This is a genomic window from Bacillus sp. B28 (genome assembly GCF_029536185.1).
Classification (GTDB): Bacteria; Bacillota; Bacilli; order Bacillales; family Bacillaceae; genus Bacillus; species Bacillus halotolerans.
Genome location: NZ_CP120511.1, coordinates 3,460,875 through 3,481,882 on the forward strand (window position 1 = coordinate 3,460,875; position 21,008 = coordinate 3,481,882).

21 protein-coding genes are annotated in these 21,008 nt (G+C 43.4%); 2 read left to right on the forward strand and 19 right to left on the reverse strand.

Annotated features, from left to right (window positions below):
• Positions 1–110: 110 nt before the first annotated feature.
• From cwlO to P3L57_RS17360, 16 genes are all read right to left on the reverse strand, one after another.
• Entirely contained in the window at positions 111–1,523 is a 1,413-nt protein-coding gene (gene cwlO / locus P3L57_RS17285) for a peptidoglycan DL-endopeptidase CwlO (RefSeq protein ID WP_059334991.1), read from the reverse strand.
• A 381-nt stretch (positions 1,524–1,904) separates the two neighbouring features.
• A complete protein-coding gene (locus P3L57_RS17290; RefSeq protein ID WP_059334993.1) occupies positions 1,905–3,359 on the reverse strand; it encodes a tetratricopeptide repeat protein in 1,455 nt (484 codons plus the stop codon).
• A 127-nt stretch (positions 3,360–3,486) separates the two neighbouring features.
• Positions 3,487–5,250 carry an ABC transporter ATP-binding protein gene (locus P3L57_RS17295; RefSeq protein ID WP_069486869.1) on the reverse strand — a complete coding sequence of 588 codons (1,764 nt, stop codon included), beginning with the start codon at positions 5,248–5,250 and terminating at the stop codon, positions 3,487–3,489.
• Between the two features lie 178 nt (positions 5,251–5,428).
• The gene (locus tag P3L57_RS17300; protein ID WP_069486868.1) at positions 5,429–5,788 is read right to left on the reverse strand and encodes a hypothetical protein; all 360 of its coding nucleotides are present in this window, start codon (positions 5,786–5,788) and stop codon (positions 5,429–5,431) included.
• 14 nt (positions 5,789–5,802) lie between these two features.
• Positions 5,803–7,713 carry a DUF6792 domain-containing protein gene (locus tag P3L57_RS17305; RefSeq protein WP_069486867.1) on the reverse strand — a complete coding sequence of 637 codons (1,911 nt, stop codon included), beginning with the start codon at positions 7,711–7,713 and terminating at the stop codon, positions 5,803–5,805.
• 1 nt (position 7,714) lies between these two features.
• Positions 7,715–8,440, reverse strand: coding sequence for a hypothetical protein (locus tag P3L57_RS17310; protein WP_059334997.1), 726 nt, complete (start codon positions 8,438–8,440; stop codon positions 7,715–7,717).
• A 305-nt stretch (positions 8,441–8,745) separates the two neighbouring features.
• Complete coding sequence (locus tag P3L57_RS17315) at positions 8,746–9,468, reverse strand: hypothetical protein (RefSeq protein WP_059353607.1); 723 nt, start codon at positions 9,466–9,468, stop codon at positions 8,746–8,748.
• 129 nt (positions 9,469–9,597) lie between these two features.
• Positions 9,598–10,311: a hypothetical protein gene (locus P3L57_RS17320; protein WP_063623091.1), complete on the reverse strand. Its 714-nt coding sequence runs from the start codon at positions 10,309–10,311 to the stop codon at positions 9,598–9,600.
• A gap of 229 nt (positions 10,312–10,540) precedes the next feature.
• Positions 10,541–11,164, reverse strand: a complete 624-nt coding sequence (gene hisIE / locus P3L57_RS17325; RefSeq protein ID WP_059335002.1) for a bifunctional phosphoribosyl-AMP cyclohydrolase/phosphoribosyl-ATP diphosphatase HisIE — start codon at positions 11,162–11,164, stop codon at positions 10,541–10,543.
• A complete protein-coding gene (hisF, locus tag P3L57_RS17330) occupies positions 11,161–11,919 on the reverse strand; it encodes an imidazole glycerol phosphate synthase subunit HisF (protein WP_044159350.1) in 759 nt (252 codons plus the stop codon). Before hisF ends, hisIE begins: the two co-directional genes overlap by 4 nt.
• On the reverse strand, positions 11,916–12,653 hold the full coding sequence (gene hisA, locus P3L57_RS17335; RefSeq protein WP_059335004.1) for a 1-(5-phosphoribosyl)-5-[(5-phosphoribosylamino)methylideneamino]imidazole-4-carboxamide isomerase: 738 nt from the start codon (positions 12,651–12,653) through the stop codon (positions 11,916–11,918). Before hisA ends, hisF begins: the two co-directional genes overlap by 4 nt.
• Complete coding sequence (gene hisH / locus P3L57_RS17340; protein WP_069486866.1) at positions 12,650–13,288, reverse strand: imidazole glycerol phosphate synthase subunit HisH; 639 nt, start codon at positions 13,286–13,288, stop codon at positions 12,650–12,652. Before hisH ends, hisA begins: the two co-directional genes overlap by 4 nt.
• Complete coding sequence (gene hisB, locus P3L57_RS17345) at positions 13,289–13,873, reverse strand: imidazoleglycerol-phosphate dehydratase HisB (protein WP_059335007.1); 585 nt, start codon at positions 13,871–13,873, stop codon at positions 13,289–13,291.
• Positions 13,870–15,153, reverse strand: coding sequence for a histidinol dehydrogenase (gene hisD, locus P3L57_RS17350; protein ID WP_059335009.1), 1,284 nt, complete (start codon positions 15,151–15,153; stop codon positions 13,870–13,872). Before hisD ends, hisB begins: the two co-directional genes overlap by 4 nt.
• Entirely contained in the window at positions 15,150–15,791 is a 642-nt protein-coding gene (hisG, locus tag P3L57_RS17355; RefSeq protein ID WP_059292460.1) for an ATP phosphoribosyltransferase, read from the reverse strand. Before hisG ends, hisD begins: the two co-directional genes overlap by 4 nt.
• On the reverse strand, positions 15,784–16,959 hold the full coding sequence (locus P3L57_RS17360; RefSeq protein ID WP_059335365.1) for an ATP phosphoribosyltransferase regulatory subunit: 1,176 nt from the start codon (positions 16,957–16,959) through the stop codon (positions 15,784–15,786). The genes hisG and P3L57_RS17360 overlap by 8 nt, the downstream gene beginning before the upstream one ends.
• Before the next feature lie 247 nt (positions 16,960–17,206).
• Between P3L57_RS17360 and P3L57_RS17365 the strand changes: the two genes are divergently transcribed.
• Positions 17,207–17,953, forward strand: a complete 747-nt coding sequence (locus P3L57_RS17365) for a C39 family peptidase (RefSeq protein ID WP_044159370.1) — start codon at positions 17,207–17,209, stop codon at positions 17,951–17,953.
• Between the two features lie 249 nt (positions 17,954–18,202).
• Positions 18,203–18,868, forward strand: a complete 666-nt coding sequence (pelC, locus tag P3L57_RS17370; protein ID WP_010332018.1) for a pectate/pectin lyase PelC — start codon at positions 18,203–18,205, stop codon at positions 18,866–18,868.
• Positions 18,869–18,887: 19 nt separating this feature from the next.
• Here the strand turns inward: pelC and P3L57_RS17375 are convergent, their stop codons facing one another.
• Genes P3L57_RS17375 through P3L57_RS17385 form a run of 3 tightly spaced genes read right to left on the reverse strand, consistent with a single transcriptional unit; the run spans position 18,888 to position 20,998 of the window.
• Complete coding sequence (locus P3L57_RS17375) at positions 18,888–19,409, reverse strand: acyltransferase (RefSeq protein ID WP_069486864.1); 522 nt, start codon at positions 19,407–19,409, stop codon at positions 18,888–18,890.
• A gap of 3 nt (positions 19,410–19,412) precedes the next feature.
• On the reverse strand, positions 19,413–20,063 hold the full coding sequence (gene ppaX, locus P3L57_RS17380; protein WP_059335014.1) for a pyrophosphatase PpaX: 651 nt from the start codon (positions 20,061–20,063) through the stop codon (positions 19,413–19,415).
• Positions 20,060–20,998, reverse strand: coding sequence for a nucleoside recognition domain-containing protein (locus P3L57_RS17385; RefSeq protein WP_044159377.1), 939 nt, complete (start codon positions 20,996–20,998; stop codon positions 20,060–20,062). The genes ppaX and P3L57_RS17385 overlap by 4 nt, the downstream gene beginning before the upstream one ends.
• Positions 20,999–21,008 lie beyond the last annotated feature (10 nt).

The window sequence follows — 21,008 nt, forward strand, 5'->3', positions numbered from 1 at the left end:
ACGCCATTTTTTTGCTCATTTTTTTCGAAATGCGATTAAATGTATTTCAAAAGGGTATGTATTTAATAAAGAAAGAGCCTTCTGTCCATAGAAGGCCCTTGTCTTATTTATTATTGAACAACACGTCTTACAACGCCTTTAAATGCTTTTTTCCAGTACACGTTGTTCATAGAGTCAACAGATACACCATGAGATGTATTGTCGTTAAGGAACGTACCGTTTCCTAAGTAGATTCCAACGTGACCATTTGTTTTGTATGTGTCAAAGAAAACTAAGTCTCCGCGTTTCATGTCTGACGCGCTTACAGCTTGTCCTCTTCCAACTAAAGTATCAGTCGTTGTTCCGCCGACAGGTCCAAGGTTGACACCTGCAGAAGCGTAAGCCCAGCGAACGAATGATGAGCAGTCAAAAATACGGTTGTTGATATCAGACTGAGAGCGTCCGCCGCCAAACTTGTACGGAGATTGTCCGACAATGCTTGAACCAACGCTGATCGCGCCTTCAATTCCGCCTGAGTTGCTGATGACAGTGCCGCCTGAGTTATTGCTTGAGCTGCTGCTCTTCTTAGAAGATGAGCCGTTAGACGAACTGTTAGATGAACCCTTAGAAGAGTTGTCTGAAGAATCATCATCAGATGAGCTTGCTTTTGCTGTTTCAGTTGTAGCCGTTTGGCTGTCATCTGTTTGTGTTTCATCAGATGCTTTTTGTGCTTCTTCTTGCTTTTTGATCAGGGCAGCCGCAGCTTCTTGTTGTTTTTTGATACGCGCTTGTTCTTCTTCAGTATCTGCTTTTTGGTTTGCAAGGTCAGCTGCTTCTGATTTTAATTCAGAAATCGCTTTAGCCGTTTTCTTCTGGCTTTCTTTTGCTTCGTCGAAAAGCTTGTCTTTTTCATCAAGCTGTTTATCAAGATCTTTTTGCATTGTTTCTAATTTAGCCAGTGCAGCTTGTACTTCTTTCAGCTTATCATTCAGATCCGCTTCAGAGTCTTCAAGCTTCGCTTTATCCTGCTCTTGCTGCTTGATTAAATCTTTGTCTGCATCCACAATAGATGAAACCGCAGTCGCACGTGAGATAAAATCACCAAAGCTCGTTGATCCTAAAAGTACATCTATGTATCCTTGAGATCCGCCGCTTTCCTGTAAAGAACGAACGCGTTTTTTCAGGATTTCGTTGCGTTTTTCGATGCGTGCTTCTGTTTCTTTAATCTCTTTTTTCAGTTTTTTGATTTCTTCTTTTGTTTTATCGTTTTCTTCTTTTTTATCATCGATTTTGTTGCTTGTATCGAGCGCCTTAGCGTTAATGTCTTTCAGTTCTTTTTCAATCTTTGATTGGTTTTCCTGAAGTTCAGTTAATTCTTTTTCCTTCGCTTCAATGCTGGAAGCAACCTCAGATTGCTTGCTTTCGATTTTTTGTTTCTTTTCATCTAATGTTTCCGCCGATGCAGTTTTACTTGTAAATGGGATCAAAAAACTGCTTGTCCCGATGACGGAAGCCAAACCAAGTGTCAATAAACTCTTTCTCACTTTTTATATCCTCCCTTTTACTGTGAACCTGTTCTCATTTGGAATTGTATTTTGAACATCAAGTTTCGTTCCTCATACTCTACGAGGAATGATGATTGTTTATGGTTAATTATTCTGTGCATCTCTTAATCTGGGTGTATAGCGTTTATTTCACATCATATGTAAAAAACACTAATTCCTTATGTACGAGAATCATTATACCATCAAGTTTCGACAAATTAGCGATAAATTTTATTACATTTGTGTTTCAAACAGATGTCAGGTTGCACATCATTTGTCATTTTTCTTAAATTGATAAAAAACCTGTCGACATTACTTTATTAATATACTTCTTAGAACAAAAAGAGAGTTGATTCCGCGAATCAACTCTCCATCAATATACTATTCTAAAATATCATCAATATATTTCATATATTTCGTCAAAGTAGCCGGAGAGATGCCAAATTGGGCTGCCGTATCTTTTTTGGTGTCATGTTTGCCATGGGCTTCTTTCCAAATATAGTAGATAGCCGCAGCCCATCCGCTCACATTTTTCAGCGGCCCCGCTGCGCGGATTTGCTGTATCACATGGAATACCCAGCAGCTCATGACTTCTGTTTTCATCTCATCCTGTTCTGCTTCTTCCAGCAATTTAACCGTTTGATAAGCAAAAAGCGCATCCTCTGACACATCTGCTGCTGCGGAATCTCCGTTTAAGAGCAGCTTAACGAAATGGTTTTCAAAAGGAGCGGTGATGCGCTTCGAGCGTATCACGGCTTCAAGATGCTCCGTTTCACCCTTGGTGCTGCTGATATAATAGGCCGCCAATCGCTGTTCTACTGACGAAGGAAGTACTTCCCGCCGCTCAATCCACGGAGCCGGACGGTCTGCTCCTGGATATTGCGACTCGACTTTTCTCCATACCGTTTCGGCAAATTCTTTATGGTCCGTAAAGTAAGCAGAGCACGAGAGCCAGTAGTAAAATGTGTCGTCTCCTTCAAAACCGCTTTTATATAGTGATCTGAGCCATTTGTACCCGATATCATACCGGCCGACAAGCGACAGAGTGGCACCCAGTTTATAGCGCTGTTCAAATAACATTGGATATACATTTGAAAGCTGATCACTCAGCTCTGCCACCTTTTCATCTTCTCTTTCATAATAGTAGAAAACAAGAAGATTACATAATGCGTGAAGATTTCCTTCATTATGATTCAGCACTTGATAAGCCGTTTGTTTCGCTTTCACAACATTGCCGGAATAAAAGTGGGCAAGGGCGAGATTATTATAAGCGGACCAAAGCTCAGGATATTCGTGTGTGATTTCCTCAAGGGCCGCAACGGCTTCAGCAAGCTGACCGCTTTCAAGCAAGGACTTCGCCCGGTCCTGTTTGATGAGCAATTCATCCTGATCATATAAAGAATCCTCAGGCCCGCCGTCTCCTAAATCAAGCAGTTCAAGCAGACTATCGTTCTCTTCGGAAAACTCACCGTCCGGATCAGCGTCTGAATAAGCGGCAGCTTCTTTATAAGCTTCCTGAAAGAGTCCCAGATGGGCAAAGTTATTTGCTTTAAAATAATGGCATTCCGGCATTTCCGTCTCAAGATTCGCCAAAATATAATCAAGCAAATCGTTTGATTCCTGGTATTGCCCCATCTCAGAATAAATGACCGCAAGCTGCGAAAGCATCTCTGAATCCTTCGGCTCCAAATGAACCGCGCGCTGGATCAGTTTGCTTGCCCGCTTCAGATTGCGTTCTTTATACGCCTTCAAACCTTTATGAAAAAAATAATGTCCATCTTGAAGCAGCTGGACAATTTGTGCGTGATTTTTATGTTCAGAAGTGTGTTTTCCCACAACTACCCTCCGTTTTATACAATATTACCGTCAGTAGTATACCATAAATCGCAAACCCCTCAATAGTTCAAAAGGAAGGATTGGGAAAATCCCTCCTCTTTTTTTTACTGGCTGAATCGACCAGAATTTACCCGGCTTTGTTTTCTAAATCCGCATTCATTTTAAGCTGCTGTTCAGCAAAATCTCTGTAAAGGTCATGGGAAGCCATTAATTCATGGTGCGTGCCGCGTCCCGTAATTTCCCCTTTTTCAACAAATAATAGCTGATCAGCATCTACAACAGTCGATAAGCGGTGAGCGATGACAATTGTTGTCCGGCCTTCCATCAGCACCTCTAGTGCCTGCTGCACTGATTTTTCAGATTGGCTGTCGAGGCTGGATGTGGCTTCATCAAGCATCAGGATGCTCGGATCACGGAGAAGCGCCCTGGCAATCGCAATTCTTTGTCTCTGTCCGCCCGACAGCATAATGCCGCGTTCGCCCACTTCAGTATCAAGCTGATTCGGCAGCTCCTTTATAAAATTAAGAGCGTATGCCATCTCCGCTGCTTTTTCGATTTCGACATCCGTTACCTCACGTTCCAGCCCATAACAAATATTTTCTCTGATCGTTCCCGACATTAACGGACTTTCCTGTGACACGTAGCCGATATGCTGACGCCACGATTCGAGCGAATACGTATCCACCGGCTCGTCTCCCAGCCGAATGGTTCCTTCAGTCGGAGAATAGAAACGTTCAAGCAGCTTAAACAGCGTGGTTTTCCCGCCGCCGCTCGGCCCAACAATTGCTGTTACTTTCCCCGCTTCAATCACAGCGCTGATATCCTTCAAGATCATCTGCCCAGGCTTATAGCCAAAGGACACTTGATCAAGCCGGATAGGCAGATGCGCGTTGTCAATTTGGTTACCTGTGGCGGTATCTTCCTCTTCCTCTGCCAAAATCTCAATCATCCGTTCCGTTGCACCGATTGATTTTTGCAGCTGTGTGAAGAACGTTGTAATCTGGCCCATCGGCATTATGATTTGAAACAAATATAAAATAAAAGCCACGAGTGCTCCGGCAGTCAATTCGCCTGATGACACCTGCATACCGCCGTATCCAATAACAGCCACGAGTGCGGCCATTAATACGAGAGAAATAAGCGGCCCGACAAGCGATTGCACCTTCGCTTCACGAACCCCCAGCTGGAATAATGAAGAAATCCCCAGCTTTCCGCGTTTGTATTCGACTTCCTCTGCATTTGAAGCCTTCACAAGCCTGATTTCCGGAAGTATTTGATTGAGCAACCCTGTAAAACGTGCGGTTTCATCTTGAGTTTCCCGAGAAATGGAGAACATCTTCTGGCCGATCGGCACTAAAATCAGCGCAGCTAATGGAACAACAACTAAAACAAGCAGCGTCAGCTTCCAGTTCATAATGAATAAGATGGTGAGTGATCCAATGACCGAAATGATGCCTGTTATAAATCCGCTGATATGGCTGGTGATCAGCTCTTTTACCACCATCGTATCATTCGTGACCCGGCTGACAGTTTCACCGGAAGCGTTAGTATCGAAATAAGATACAGGAAGCTTTATTAATTTCTTCCATAATAAATCCCTTAACCCAGAGATGATTTTTTGCCCGCTATAGTTTAGCGCGTATGTAGCGTAGGCGCTTAAAGCGGCTTGAATAAGAAATACGAGCGCGATCAGCCCGATTTGCGTGCCGGACAGCGCTGACATGGAAAAACCGTCGACAAGCTGTTTCGTTAATAAAGGAATCAGCAGGCTGACCAGTGTTGTCACAATACTGAGAATCAGCGCAAAAGCGAGCTTTCCATAGGATGGGTTTGTCTGTTTCACTAATGCAAAAAAGGCTTTGAATTTTCTTTTAGGTTGCTGTGTTGACATAGTATTTTTCCCCCTGTTTCAATCCCTTTACGCGGTCAGCAAGGTTGAACGGAATATAATAGGATTATTTTTACTCTTTCTAAATCATAACAATGGAGAGAGACTTTTTCAGTATATTTTTCTTGTACACTGAAAATAAAAATCCCCTATTCATGACTCGAATAGGAGACGTTTCATATTATAGATCCTTTTCAGGCTTCTTTTTTCGATACGTTAAGGTAACCTCTTGCTGTCTCAGGTCTTCAATGATCATTTTGAACCGGTCAACCTTTGCAGTATGCTCTTCTATTATCGTTTGAAGTGCAGTTTTCTGCTTTTCGCTTTTCGATTCAAGCTCTTCTTTTATTTTTTTGACAATCATTCCTTTTTGCCCTTTGATTTCTTCTTTTAATGCAGACTCAAATTTTTTAGTCAGGCTGAGAATGTCGTTGATGGGTTTATTGAGACTGCCCGCTTTCCCCTTCATTTCGTCATGGTTTAGAAACATATAGGTGGTTGTTACAACTTCTGTTTCACTTTCTGAAAATAAGGAAGTCACTCTGTCTATTCCTCCTAAGGCTGAAAATCGAATAGCTGTGAGATCATTTCTTCTTTTTCAAATAGCTTTTCGATGCTCTCGCGGATATTTTTGATAAAATTCTTTTTTTCCGATGTCTGTTTTTTTAGTTCTGCAACAATTCCGGCATTAGCAGGGAGAGCACCTGTATGGAACGATTCATGAACTGATATTTTCTCTAATTTATCGAATGTGTGACTGAAACCGGCCGCAAGCCGGAATTGAAGATCGAAGGCATAATGCGAAGGATTTTCTTCCATATGTTGAATCGACGTGATGATTGCCTGTTTTTTGTCTATAAACTCTTCATCGATTTCCTGACGGAATACCTTTTGGTACGCGGAAATCGCATCTTCCATATCTTCAACAATCTTCATGCCATTTTGATAGATTCTGACAGCGGATGAGATATTGACTTTAATCGTTTCTCCCGAGCCGCCCTTCCCTGTAAAGTAAATATCGGAGCCTTTATAGCTGAAGCCTTTTTCCTTTGATAAAGCGTTCAGCATTTGAACGATGCTGTGGCCGTCGACGATGAGTTTTAATGCGTCTTTTGTTTCTTTGTCGAGTGTTTCTATCGAGGACAAAATTGATTTTACATACTCCACTATTTCACCAACGTCTTTTAAAGCTTGCGTAAATTGACCATGCTTTAAATGATCAATGAAATGTTCGTATCGTGATTCTATACCTCTCATACTCGCATTAAGATTCGTTAATTCTTTTTTGATCACTTTCTTTTGCGTTCCATCAATATACCCATTTTCAGCAAGCTGATCTACGACCGGGCCGCTGTTTCTCAATAAGGTATGGAGAAAACCTAAAAACGCTGGCAAATTCTCTTTAATTCGGCCATACATTTGCTTAACGTCATCAAAGTTTTCATAAATGACACTCGCTTTCGCTAAAGCACCATCTGTGTACTTCACTTTATCTATCAGCTCTATGTCAATCCCGCTTGCAGCCTTTACAAAACCGTTCAAGCCATCTTTTTCATAGTCATCCTTATATTTTTGAAGGAATCCTTGAATCGCTCTCACGTCTTCATCAGGAATCCCATCCATAATATTTCGGATGCCTTTTACACTTGTATTTGTATCCGCCATCTTCACATCGCCGAATGTAATGAAGTCTGCCTTGCCGCTCGCACCGTACAGAGGGTCATCCTTTGAGATGCGCTGGGTGATGTTTGCTGTTACGCCTTTGTCTTCATAATATTTTTGGATTTCTTTTTTTAGCTTTTCTGGTGGGATAGAATCAATATCTTCGTATTTATAACTAAATTTCCTAATAACATATCTATATAAACTTTCATCAGTTTCAAGTAATTGATCGATATTGACTTGAGCCCCATTTACACCATAAACCTCATCATATTCTCCATTAATCAATTGCACCATTACTTGGTTATTATTAGCAAGGGAATGTCCTAAGGCGAATGTTTTTAAATCCTCCGAGTCACCTGCTGCTTTCTTTACTTTTTTAGTAAACTCCTTTGTAGCCTCATACTGACTATGATCGATTCCTAAAAAAAGACCAAAAAAGTTATACGACCAATCCTTATTATCAGCACTGCCTTCTGAAATAATATGAAGCTGATCGATATGTTTTTTCTTATCTATTATATGGATTGCCGTCCCATCGTAACCTGATTCTCTGGTCGAACTTTCTATACTTGTATTCTGGTTTACAAGTTCACTGGAGGTGTATATTTCAATTTTTGTATTCTCCGGAAGATCGTGGCGGGTTTCCTCTTTATAAATTCTCCGTACATCTGATTCGAAATCCGCTTTGGCTTCCTTAACTTCACTTGCATTGATTGAGGCAAACTTTTGTTTATAGTCATATTCTAAATCAATTAGCCGTAACTTTACGTTCTCATTCTCAAATACATTTTTATTTTCCATCTTATTTCTCCTTTTTATCTATTAAAAAGGTGATAGAATTAATTAATTTCTCTACTTTATTTTTAGCCTTTTCTTCATCTAAGGAGCATGGTTGATTTTCATTTTTGCATCCGAAAGTAAAGGCGTATTCTACTCCTAAGTTATCTTCTTCTGTAGATTTCACATACCCGAAGTAACTGTATGAATCATTATATTTTCTATCAATATCGTCAAAGATGTCTTTTTTCTTAGCAAAGTAGATATCGGTTTTCTTTTTGCTACTTTTTTTGTATTCACCTTTATAATCATTTTTTCCACTAACAATATCTAGCATTGTCTCAGGTTCATTCACAAAACTTTCTTCTTTGTAATATGTTACATGGCCATCAAACATTACATTGGTGTCTTTATCATAACTATTAAATCCAATACTTTCTTTGTTTTTCCCAGTTAAAGATGACCTTCTTGATAGATATTCCGCATCCTCAGGAAACAACATCCTAAACCCTTTCAGCTTAGACTCCAACAAATAATACCCCGGCTCTTCTTCCTTCGTTGACACCATGTACTCTCTCGTTTTCTCATCCTGAAACGCCGGAACTTGCGGCAGGTCTTTTGGATCCATGTCTTTTGGTCTTACGGCTTCTGTTTTATTGTCATTTGTGGTGTTTTTATCATTGTCGTTCATACTGCATCCTCCTGTCAGGGCAAGTAATAAGCTGAAGCAAATAAAGATAATCTTTTTCATTACGAACCTCCAAGGGTTTTGTGAGATCATTCTATTTTTAAAAAGTAATACTATTGACCCGGTTACGGGGTGATTATATTATCCTTTTCCATGTTACATCATGGCGGAATTTGGATAAATAGGAAATCAGACTTGGTTTTGATCTCTTTTTATTAACAAATCAAGCAAAACACCTCGTACACACCCAAATACCTATTTCTTTTTTCATAAAATATGACTCTTACCTTATTTTTCAGAATGGCTTCTATATAATTGTACTCTAAGTTATTTTAACGCCTTTTCAATATATTCTTATTTTCCACTCTCTATTTCCCCTTTTTAAGTATTAAAAAGGTAATAGAGTCTATTATTTTTTTAACTTTTTTTCTTGCTTCTTCTTTCTTTAATGAACAAGTCTCTTCATCTTTATAGCAGGCAAATCGAAAAGAATACTCTATCCCCAGATAATCCTCTTTTGTTGATTTAACATAACCAAAAAATCTATAAGACAAATTATTCTTTCCCTCTACATCATCAAAAACGCTTTTCTTTTGAGCAGAATATACAATTTTATCAGATAGCTTTCTTTCTTCATATTTTCCTTTATAGCTATTTCTACCGCTTACAATGTCCAGCATTGTATCCTTGTTATTCGCAAAACTTTTTTCTCGATGATAATCCAATTGCCCATCATATTGAATGTTAGTTTTTTTATTGAAACTATCAATTATTATTGTTTCCTTATTTTTGCCAACACTTGAAAATTCAGATACGTACTTCGCTTCTTCCGGAAACAACATCCTAAACCCTTTCAACTTAGACTCCAGCACATAATACCCCGGCTCCTCTTCCTTCGTTGACACCATATACTCTCTCGTTTTCTCGTCCTGAAACGCCGGAACTTGCGGCAAGTCTTTTGGATCCATGTCTTTTGGTTTTACGGCTTTCGTTTTATTGTTATTTGTGATGCTTTTTTCACTGTCGTTCATACCGCATCCGCCTGTCAGGGCAAGTAATAAGCTGATGCAAATCAAGATGATTCTTTTCATGACGAACCTCCATGGGTTTTCGGCTTATTTACCTAAATCATATTTTGACCTTATTACAAAGTGATTTTTAGCCTTACCTTTATATTCTCAACTTCCAATCTATTTTTGTTTTCCGTTTTATTTCTCCTGTTAATGACTTAAAAAGGTGATGGATTTTACGTGCTTTTTAACCTTATCTCCTAAATTGTCTTTATCTAACGTACAAGGCTTCTCATGATTTGGACATCTAAACATAAACGAAAATACGATACCTACTTGTTCTTTCTCAGTAGACTTAATATAACCAAAATATCTGTATGAAAAATTGTATTTATTTTTGTCATTTTCAAAATTATTTTTCTTGTGAGCAATATAAATATCTTTATCCTCGTTCTCTAGTTTTTCAAAATTGCCATTATAACCATTTTCACTTCTAACTTGGTCTAACATTGTCTCAGGATTGTTAATAAAAGTTACTCCTTGATAATACTCTATTTGTGCATTTAGCATTTTATTTTTGGTTTTATCAAAACTATCAAATGGAATAATTTCTTCATTTTCATCACGGCTAGACAAATAGCTTGAAAATTCCCCATCCTCCGGAAACAACATCCTAAATCCTTTCAGCTTAGACTCAAGCAAATAGTACCCAGGCTCCTCTTCCTTTGTTGACACCATGTACTCTCTCGTTTTCTCATCCTGAAACGCCGGAACTTGCGGCAGGTCTTTTGGATCCATGTCTTTTGGTTTTACGGCTTCTGTTTTATTTTCATTGTTTTTGCTGTTTTTTTCATTGTCGTTCATACTGCATCCTCCTGTCAGGGCTAGTAATAAGCTGATACAAATCAAGATAATCTTTTTCATTACGAACCTCCAAGGGTTTTGTGAGATCATTCTATTTTTCAAAAGTCATACTATTGACCCGGTTTTGGGGTGATTATATTATCCTTTTCCATGTTACATCATGGCGGAATTTGGATAAATAGGAAATCAGACTTGGTGTTGACCTTCTTTTATCCATTCGGAATGTGAAATACCCATTACATTTTTCATTGCAAAAAAAAAAGAGCCGTTATCCATAGGCTCTTTTCATTTACGATTCAGAATGGCGTTTTCTCAGCACTTCCAGCACATCATCCAGCGGCAATGCTTGTTCTCTGAGCAGGACAAGGAGGTGATACAGCAGGTCTGCCGCTTCCCATTTCAGTTCCTCGTGATCGCGGTTTTTGGCGGCGATGATGACTTCTGATGCTTCTTCACCGACTTTTTTCAAAATCTTATCGACGCCTTCGTCGAAAAGGTAAGTGGTGTAAGCTCCTTCAGGCATTTCCGCTTGGCGTTCTGCGATGACGCGCTCCAGCTCGCTTAAGATGTCAAATCGGCCGGAAGTTTGTTCTTCTGTCTGTTCCTTTGTAAAACAGCTGTAGCTGCCTGTGTGGCATGCCGGGCCGGACGGCTCTACAAGCACGACCAGTGCATCTTGGTCGCAGTCATATCGGATGCCCTTGACGGCTTGCGTATTCCCCGATGTTTCTCCCTTGTGCCATAGCTCTTGCCGCGAGCGGCTGTAAAACCACGTTTCTTTCGTTTCCAGTGTTTTTTCGTACGATTCCCTGTTCATATATGCAAGTGTCAGTACTTCTTTGCTTGCCGCGTCCTGGACGATGGCAGGGATTAACCCGTCTTCGTTAAAACGCAGTTCATCTGCCTGTTTCATCTCACATTCACCCCGTGCTCTTTCAAGTATGATTTCACTTCTTTAATTGATGTTTCTTTATAATGAAAAATGGAGGCAGCCAGCGCGGCGTCCGCTTCCCCTTTTGTAAAAGCCTCGAGCATATGCTGCGCGTTTCCTGCTCCCCCTGAGGCGATGACAGGAACCGGAACAGCTTCTGACACGAGCTTTGTCAGCCTGTGGTCAAAGCCTTTTTTCTCCCCATCTGAGTCCATGCTGGTCAGGAGGATTTCTCCGGCTCCGCGTTTGACAGCTTCCTTCGCCCATGCTGTAACTTCCCAATCCGTTTTCTTTCTGCCGCCATGCGTGTAAACCTTATACGTGTCAGACTCTTCGTCGTACTTGGCGTCTATGGCGAGTACGATACATTGAGAGCCGAAAAACTCCGCGCCTTCTGTAATCAGCTCGGGACGGAGAACAGCTGCCGTGTTTACAGAAACTTTGTCCGCGCCGGCACGCAGAATCGTTTTCATATCGCTAAGCTGATTGATGCCGCCTCCGACTGTAAATGGAATCGCAAGCTTTGCAGCAACCTGCTCTACGACGTCAACCATCGTTTTGCGGCCTTCATGCGAGGCTGAAATATCAAGAAACACCAGTTCATCCGCGCCTTCCTGATCGTATACTTCCGCCAGCTCGACAGGATCGCCGGCATCCTTCAGCTCAAGAAATTGAATCCCTTTGACAACGCGCCCTTCTTTCACGTCAAGACATGGGATAATCCGCTTTGTTATCATTTCCCCTTCATCCTTTCAAGCGCCTCGCCAAGTGTAAACTGGTTGGTATACAGTGCTTTTCCGATAATAGCTCCAGAAACCCCATTCGCATGATAACGGGCAAGAGCTTCAAGATCCGCAACGGAGCTGACTCCGCCAGAGGCGATGACAGATTTTCCGGTTTCCTTTGCGAGTTCCACTGTACTTTCGATATTGGGGCCTGACAGCATCCCGTCTGTCGCGATATCAGTAAAAATAAAAACTTCTGCGCCTTCATTGGCGAGCTCTTTGCCGAGTTCAGCCGCCTTAAGATTTGATGTTTCCAGCCACCCTTCTGTTGAAACAAAGCCGTTTCTTGCGTCCAGCCCGATGGCTATCCTTTCGCCATACTCTTTCAGCATTTTTTTTACAAACGGCGGATCAGAAACAGCGGAGCTTCCCAGGATCACGCGATGGACTCCTGCCGATAAGTAATCGTAGACGTCGCTTTCCGAACGAATTCCGCCGCCGATTTCAACTTTCAGATTGAGCTTTTGTACAATTTCGATGACATGACGGTCATTTACTTTTTTTCCTTCCTTCGCGCCGTCGAGATCGACAAGATGAATCCATTCAGCCCCCTCACTCGTAAATAAAGAGGCCATGTCGAACGGTGAATCACCGTATACAGTTTCCTTGCTGTAATCACCTTGAACGAGGCGTACGCACTTGCCGTTTCTCATATCAATGGCCGGGTATAATGTAAAAGCACTCATTTTTTCACCTTCTGTTCTGCTGCCATTTTTGTGAATTGGATTAAGATAGACATTCCAACCGTGCTGCTTTTTTCCGGGTGAAACTGGGCGCCGAAGATGTTCTCTTTTCCGACAACCGCAGGCACCCGCACACCGTACTCGGCGCTTGCCAAAAGCGCGCCGTCATCCATTCCGTCAATATAATAGGAGTGGACAAAATAAGCGTAGCCTTCCTCCACTCCTGCCAGCAGCGGAGATTCGTTATGAAAGGAAAGGCGGTTCCATCCCATATGCGGAACCTTCAGCTTGTTTCCCTCCTGACCTTCCGGCTTCAGCCTGACCGCTTTTCCCTTTAACAAACCGAGGCCTGCAGCGGTTCCATGCTCTTCGCTCTCATCAAACAATAGCTGCATGCCAAGGCAGATCCCAAGAAGCAGTCTCCCCTCTGATACCATATCGTGAATGAATTGATCGAGTTTGGCGTTGCGCAAATTGTCCATCGCATCCCCAAATGACCCGACTCCCGGCAAAATGAAAGCATCGGCTTTTCTCAGCTCCTTTGGCATGCCAGAAACAAAGTACGGCATGCCGACACGCTCCAGCGCCTTTGAGACGCTGTATAAATTGCCCATTCCGTAATCTATCACACCGATCATTTACAGCATCCCTTTCGTTGACGGAATCCCTTTGACACGCGGGTCAATCGTTGTCGCTTCATCAAGCGCGCGTCCTAATGCTTTAAAAACAGCTTCTATCATATGGTGCGTATTTGTGCCGTAATGAACGATCACGTGCAAGTTCATCCGTGCTTCAAGCGCCAGCTTCCATAAAAATTCATGTACAAGCTCAGTATCGAAAGTTCCGACTTTCGCTGCCGGAAAGTCAGCACGCATTTCCAAGTGCGGCCGATTGCTTAAATCAACCACCACCTGCGCAAGCGCCTCATCCATCGGTACAAACGCCGAGCCGTAGCGTTTGATTCCTTTTTTATCGCCTAGTGCTTCAAGCAAAGCCTGCCCTAAGCAAATGCCGATATCTTCAGTTGTATGGTGATCATCTATATCAACATCGCCTTTCGCGTTAATGGAAAGATCAAATTGTCCGTGTTTCGTGAATAAATCCAGCATGTGTGTCATAAATGGCACGTCTGTTTTGATATCCGCTTGTCCCTCGCCGTCTATTGCAAATGCCAGCTCAATATCTGTTTCATTTGTTTTTCTGGCGCGATCTGCTTTTCTCATTTCGAATTCCTCCGTCCTCTCGCTTCGATTGATCTCGCGTGCGCTTCTAATCCTTCCAGTCTGGCAAAAGCCGCGATGCTATCCGCATGTTCTTCAAAGGCTGATTGGCTGTATGAAATAATGCTCGATTTCTTTTGAAAATCCGTGACGTTTAATGGGCTTGAAAATCTGGCTGTTCCATTTGTCGGGAGCACATGGTTCGGTCCGGCAAAATAATCTCCGACCGGTTCAGGGCTGTATCGGCCTAAGAAAATCGCACCTGCGTGCTTGATATTGCCAAGCAAAGCTTCGGGAGACTGTGTGATGATTTCTAAATGCTCCGGGGCGAGCGTATTGACTGTATTGACTGCTTCATCTATCGTTTCAGCCACATAAATAGATCCATAATCTCTCACTGAAGCTTCCGCAATATCTCTGCGCGGCAAGGTTTTAAGCTGCTCGTTCACCTCGGCTGAAACGGCCTCAGCCAGCGGCATGGAATCTGTGACAAGCACACATGAGCTGAGCATGTCGTGTTCCGCCTGTGACAGCAGGTCAGCGGCAATTTCCCGCGGGATAGCTGTTTCATCAGCCAGCACGACGATTTCACTCGGTCCGGCAATCATATCAATATCGACATCACCGAACACCTCTCGTTTGGCAAGCGCGACATAAATATTTCCCGGACCTGTGATTTTATCCACCGGCTCAATGGTTTCTGTTCCGTACGCCAGCGCTGCAATTGCCTGAGCCCCTCCCATTTTGTATATATCTTTAATGCCCAGCTCGGCAGCGGCAGCTAAGACTCCCGGAGACAGCCGTCCGTCTTTTCCCGGAGGTGTGACAAGAACAATTCTTTCCACGCCCGCTGTAAGCGCCGGAATGACATTCATCAAAACAGATGATGGATATGCGGCAGTTCCGCCCGGCACATAAACGCCGGCAGAATCAAGTGCTGTCACTTTCTGTCCCAGCATTGTGCCATCCTTTCTGTGATAAAACCAGGAAGACTGAAGCTGCCTTTCGTGATATTCAGTAATGTTTTTGATCGCTTGCCTGATCACCTGCAGCAGCTGGGGATCCAGCAAGCTGTATGCTTCTTCAATTTCTTCTGTTGTGACCAATGCGCTGTCGAGCTTGATGCCGTCAAACTTGGCCGTGTAGTCACGAACGGCCTGATCACCGTTTGCTTTTACATGTTCAATAATGGATCGGACCGCTTTTCTTTGTTCTTCCGTTCCGGCATCAATTGACCGCTTGAGAGAAAGCCGGTCCGCGCCGCTAATGATTTTGATTTTCATTTTGCCGTTTCTCCTTCCACAACAAGAGATAAACGGGATGCCATTTCGTCGATGACATCGTCCTTCATGCGATAGCTTACGGGGTTGACGATAAAGCGGGAGGTGATATCACAAATATGCTCTGTTTCAACGAGTCCATTTTCTTTGAGCGTCTGTCCCGTAGATACGATGTCGACTATTCTGTCCGCAAGCCCGATAAGAGGTGCCAACTCGATAGAGCCGTTCAGTTTAATAATCTCGACTTGCTCTCCCTGCTCCCTAAAATAACTGGAAGCCACATTCGGATACTTTGTGGCGATTCTCGGCGCGACGCCGCTCCAGTTTGTATCGTGAAGTCCGGCAACCGCCAGATGGCATTTGCTGATTTTCAAATCCAGCACCTCATATACATCGCGTTCCTCTTCCAGCATGACATCCTTCCCCGCAATTCCGACGTCTGCCACACCGTGCTCCACATATGTGGTAACATCCATCGGCTTTGCCAAAATGAAGCGGAGATTTTCCTCCGGCACGTCGATGATCAGCTTTCTGGAATCCTCAAACTCTTCCGGCAGCTTGTATCCCGCCTGCCGCAGCAGCCCTGCTGCTTCTTCAAATATTCGCCCCTTCGGCATTGCCATTGTGAGTAACTTACCCATTTTGCTCTTCCTTTCTGGCACCGATAAAATAGGTGACATTCGCAAATGATTTTGTCATCTGATCAATATTTTCAATCCCCAGTAAATCCTGAAGAACAACTTTTTTACCTTTCAAACGCTCTTCATTCGCAAAAGCAATGGCCTGCACCCGCTGTTCTTTGCTGAAAATGACAGCATCCATTTCACAAGGTTCGTCTTTCATATGGAGCGCTTCAATCATCCGGTCAATCCGAAGCCCAAAACCCGTCGCCGGCGCCGGTGAATTAAAATGTCCCAGAAGCTTGTTATAACGGCCGCCGCTGCCAATCACAAAGCCTACATTATCCGCGTACACTTCAAATAAAATCCCAGTGTAGTAGCTCATATGGCTGACCATATTCAGATCAAGACGGACATTTTCCGTACATCCGTAGTCCTCAAGAATCTCCCACAGCGCCTTCAATTCATCAACCACACTTTTACCTTGCGCTGAATCGACGATTTCTTCAGCACGTCTGCAAACTTCTATGCTCCCTCGCAATTCGAGAAGCTCAAGCAATCTGTTTTTATCAATGGAGGAAAGCGGAAGAGATTTGACGTGCTCTCTGTAGCCGACATAATTCTTTTCATATAAAAACCTCCGCAGCACGTCCGCTCGTTCAACATTCCCGAGCACCTCGACAAACAGGGCATCTGCAATGCCTGCGTGGCCGATTGCAATTTTAAATGAAGTCAAGCCGGCATTTTTTAACGCACCGATTACTAAGGCAATGACCTCTGCGTCCGCACTTGTCGTGCCATCACCGATCAATTCCACTCCAACCTGTTCAAACTCGGCAGGACGTCCGCCCTCGCGTTCCTGAGCTCTGAACACATTTACCGCATAGCCGACTCTGAGGGGATGATCATGTTTCAGCAGCTTTGATGCCGCCACCCTTGCGATCGGCCCTGTCATATCCGGGCGAAGCACCAGTGTCTTTCCATCCTGATCCAGAAGCTTAAACAGCTGCTGCTCTTTAATTGCTGACTGCACACCAACCGTATCGTAAAACTCCAGCGTCGGTGTTTCCATAAATTGATAGCCCCATTTATCTATCATATCGGTTAATGATTGCCTCACCTTTTTTTTCGTTTCATATAAACCGGGCAGTGTATCTCTCATGCCGTGCGGTTTTTCAAACATAAACATCAACCCGAGCACCTCCGTCATTGTTTGAAGGAAAATTCCGAATCCTTTAGTTCGCTAATATGATAATATGTTAGCAGATGAAAGAGTGGAAATCAATGCTTAACTTTCGCACGAATCTTTTTCGTTCAGAAATCCTCCTCCTAAATATGAAAAAGTCATGAATAAATGATGAAAGGTAGGTCATATCTCAAATTCTTGATGTTTGGCATGCTATAATACAAATCAAATAGAGAACAAGGAGTTAAAGATGAAAACACTGCGAACGTTATGTGTACTGATCATACTTTCTGCTGTCATTTTCTTCGGCATCAAAATATATGCAAAAGATATAGATATTTCGTTTTTCAAAATTGATTTAGGTGCAACGAAGAAGGAATCTGAAGCAGCAAACAAAGAGAAGAAACTGAAAGGAAGCGCTGAGCCGATGGACGTCACGCTTTTCAATCAGATGGATGCCCCAAAGCTCTATAATGGCTGTGAGGTGACGAGCCTTGCAATGGTACTGAACTATGCGGGATACAGCGTGACAAAGAATACACTGGCAAACCAGATCGCAACAGTGCCTTTGACATACAGCAGCGGATTAAAAGGTGATCCGAATGACGGATTTGTCGGTGATATGGCGAACGGCCCGGGGCTAGGTGTCTATCACGGCCCGATCTATCAGCTCGCTAAAACCTATGCGGGGGACAGCGTTTCTGATCTGACAGGAAAAAGCATCTCTGCTGTTTATGAGCAGCTTGAGAAAGGCAACCCGGTTTGGGTTATCACGACAGCTAACTTTACGCCGGTTGACAACATGCAGACATGGAAAACGCCAAACGGAACGATCGATATCACGTACAGCGAACACAGTGTCGCCGTCACGGGTTATGATGAAAATTACGTGTATGTGAATGACCCTTATGGCTATAAAAACAGAAAAACAGACCGGACCAGCTTCGAAAAAGCGTGGGTGCAAATGGGCAGCCAAGCCATCGTCGTTCAAAAGTAAAGCTGCCCGCTTTCACAAGCTTTTCTTATGCTCTCTCCTGAGCAAATACGCCAATATTCATGCTTAATGTTTAAATCAAGTAACAATGACGCATTTTCCATTTCCCATCCAAATTTGTCTTTACTTTCAGGCTGGCTATTTTTATGATTAAAACAGATTCAGCCTTGCCCCGATCTATGTGAGAGAAGCCGGTGCAAGATGCTGACGCTTCTCTTACAAAACTAAAGATATCCGGGGAGGATTTTATCATTGAAAAAAATCGTGTCTATCCTATTTATGTTCAGTTTAGTTATGGGCTTCAGCCAGTTTCAGACATCAACTGCTTTTGCAGCTGACAAAGTGGTTCATGAAACAATTATCGTGCCAAAAAATACAACATATGACGGGAAGGGACAGCGGTTTGTAGCAGGAAAAGAATTGGGTGACGGAAGCCAATCCGAAAACCAAAAGCCTGTTTTTCGTGTGGAAGACGGAGCAACTTTGAAAAATGTAGTGCTCGGAGCTCCTGCTGCTGATGGCGTGCACACTTATGGAAACGTTAACATTCAGAATGTGACGTGGGAAGATGTTGGTGAGGACGCGTTAACTGTGAAGAAGGAAGGAAAAGTAACCATTGACGGCGGTTCTGCTCAAAAAGCTTCTGATAAAATCTTTCAAATCAATAAAGCCAGCACGTTTACAGTGAAAAACTTCACTGCGGATAACGGCGGAAAGTTTATTAGACAGCTGGGCGGGTCGACCTTCCATACCGATGTCATTATCGACAGATGCACCATCACAAACATGAAGGAAGCGATTTTCCGTACGGACAGTAAAACGAGCACTGTCACCATGACGAACACAAGATACTCCAACGTCGGCAAGAAATGGATCGGCGTCCAGCACGTAACGGAAAAAAACAATACCCAATTTTAATATACAGAAAAAGCCCGCGCTATTTATTCAGCGGGCTTTTTATTCTTTCCTGCATTTCTTCCCTTGTGTATATGATTTTCATCGGATTTCCGCCGACAAATGCTCCGGCTGGCACATCCTTATGGACAAGCGTTCCGGCGGACACGACTGCGCCATTCCCTATTTCTACGCCTGGCAGAATGGTCGTGTTGGCTCCGATCATCACTTCGTCTCCGATCAGGACTTTACCGGTTCGATACTCCTGAATTAAATACTCATGGGCCAAAATGGTCGTATTGTATCCGATGATTGAATTCGTTCCGACTGAGATCTTTTCCGGAAACATAATATCGGGCATCACCATGAGGGCAAAGGATGTCTGCTTTCCGACCTTCATCCGCAAAAATGTACGGTACAGCCAGTTTTTCATCCCTATAAACGGTGTGTATCTCGCGATTTGAATAATCATGAAATTCTTCACTACCTTCAAAAAAGGCACCGTTTGATAGACATGCCACAGTGAGTTAGCACCTGATACCGGATGCCGGTCTGTTTTTCTCACAGATTACTTCACTCCAACGATTTGTAATAGATCACTCATTTTCTCAAGCATATAGTCAGGCTCATGTTTCGCCAGCGCTTCCGTGCCTTTAATCGTCCAAGCGACCCCGGCTGTTTTTGTGCCGGCGTTTTTACCCGCCAGAATATCGTGATAGTTGTCGCCGACCATAATGGCTTCTGCAGGCTCGCTTCCCAGCTGTTTCAGCGCCAGCAGCACAGGCTCGGGATCAGGTTTTGCCATCGTGACGTCATCAAGTGTAACAACGGTTTCGAAAAATTCGCCGATGCCCGTCAGCTTAAGGCCCATATTGACAGTATCTCTTAATTTTGTTGTCACAATTCCTAATGTAAAGCCCGCTTTTTTTAGTTCATCCAGCGTTTCATAAACCGTTTCATATTCGGTGACAAGTGTGTCATGCATCTGGTGATTGTATGTTCTGTACATGCTGATCATATCTTCAGTTTTCTCAGCATCCATTGAAGAAAACGTTTCAAAAAGAGACGGGCCGATAAACGCAAGCACATCTTCACGTTTATAGCGGCTCGGGTAATAATGCTCCAGCGTATGCAAGAATGACGCGATAATTAATTCATTCGTATTAATAAGGGTCCCGTCTAAATCAAACAGAATTGTCGTAACTTGTTTATCAGTCATACTGCTTCCTTTCCAACCGCTGAGGGTTTCCATTTTTTCCACGTATACGATATAGCCATCGTCAGCAGCACAGCCGTAGTGACCCGGATCAGCAGAAGCGGCCAAACTGGAATGCCGAGCGGAATAAAGACAAGTGTATCTTCAACGACGGCATGGCAGGCAACGAGAAAAATAAAGGCCAGTGTCATGTCGCGCCTGCCAACGCCGTCATCTTGGACTGCTTTAATCATGACACCCGCTCCGTAGGCCAGGCCGATTGTCAAGCCAGCCACCATTGTCATCGAGGTATTTTTATTCATGCCGAGCATCTGCGTAAACGGAGACAGCCACTTCGAAAACGTGTGCAGCCAGCCTAAGTCTCGCATAAATTGAATGATGATCATCAGCGGGATCACAATTGCCGCCAGCTGCAAAACGCCAAGACCGGCTTTCATTAAAGCCTCGGCCAGTATCGCCAGCCAGCCGTCAGGCGCATCACCCTTTGCAGCGATAAAACCGTACTGCGCCGTTTCCTGCCCGCCATGCCAGATGAGATTGATGACGATTGCAGAAACAGCTGCCAAACCAATGCGCACTGCCAATATGATGCCAATCCTGATCCCGACCTTTGCTGCGACTGTCGATTCGATAATCAAGTTATGACAGAATGAAAGCATCACCGCTAAGATAAAAACTTCCTTCACGGATAAATCCAGTGTCAATATCCCGGCAATCCCCGCGTACAGATTCAGCATATTCCCAAGAACAAGCGGGATCGCCGCTTCACCGGAAAGCCCGAACAGGCCCATCACCGGTGTGATCAGCCGTACCAGCCAATCCATGACAGGCGTATGCTGAAGCAAAGTGACCACCAGCGTTACCGGAAAAATGACTTTGCCGAGTGTCCATGTTGTTTGAAGACCTGCCGCAAAACCGGCCAGAAAAATCTTCTTCATCCCTCATCCC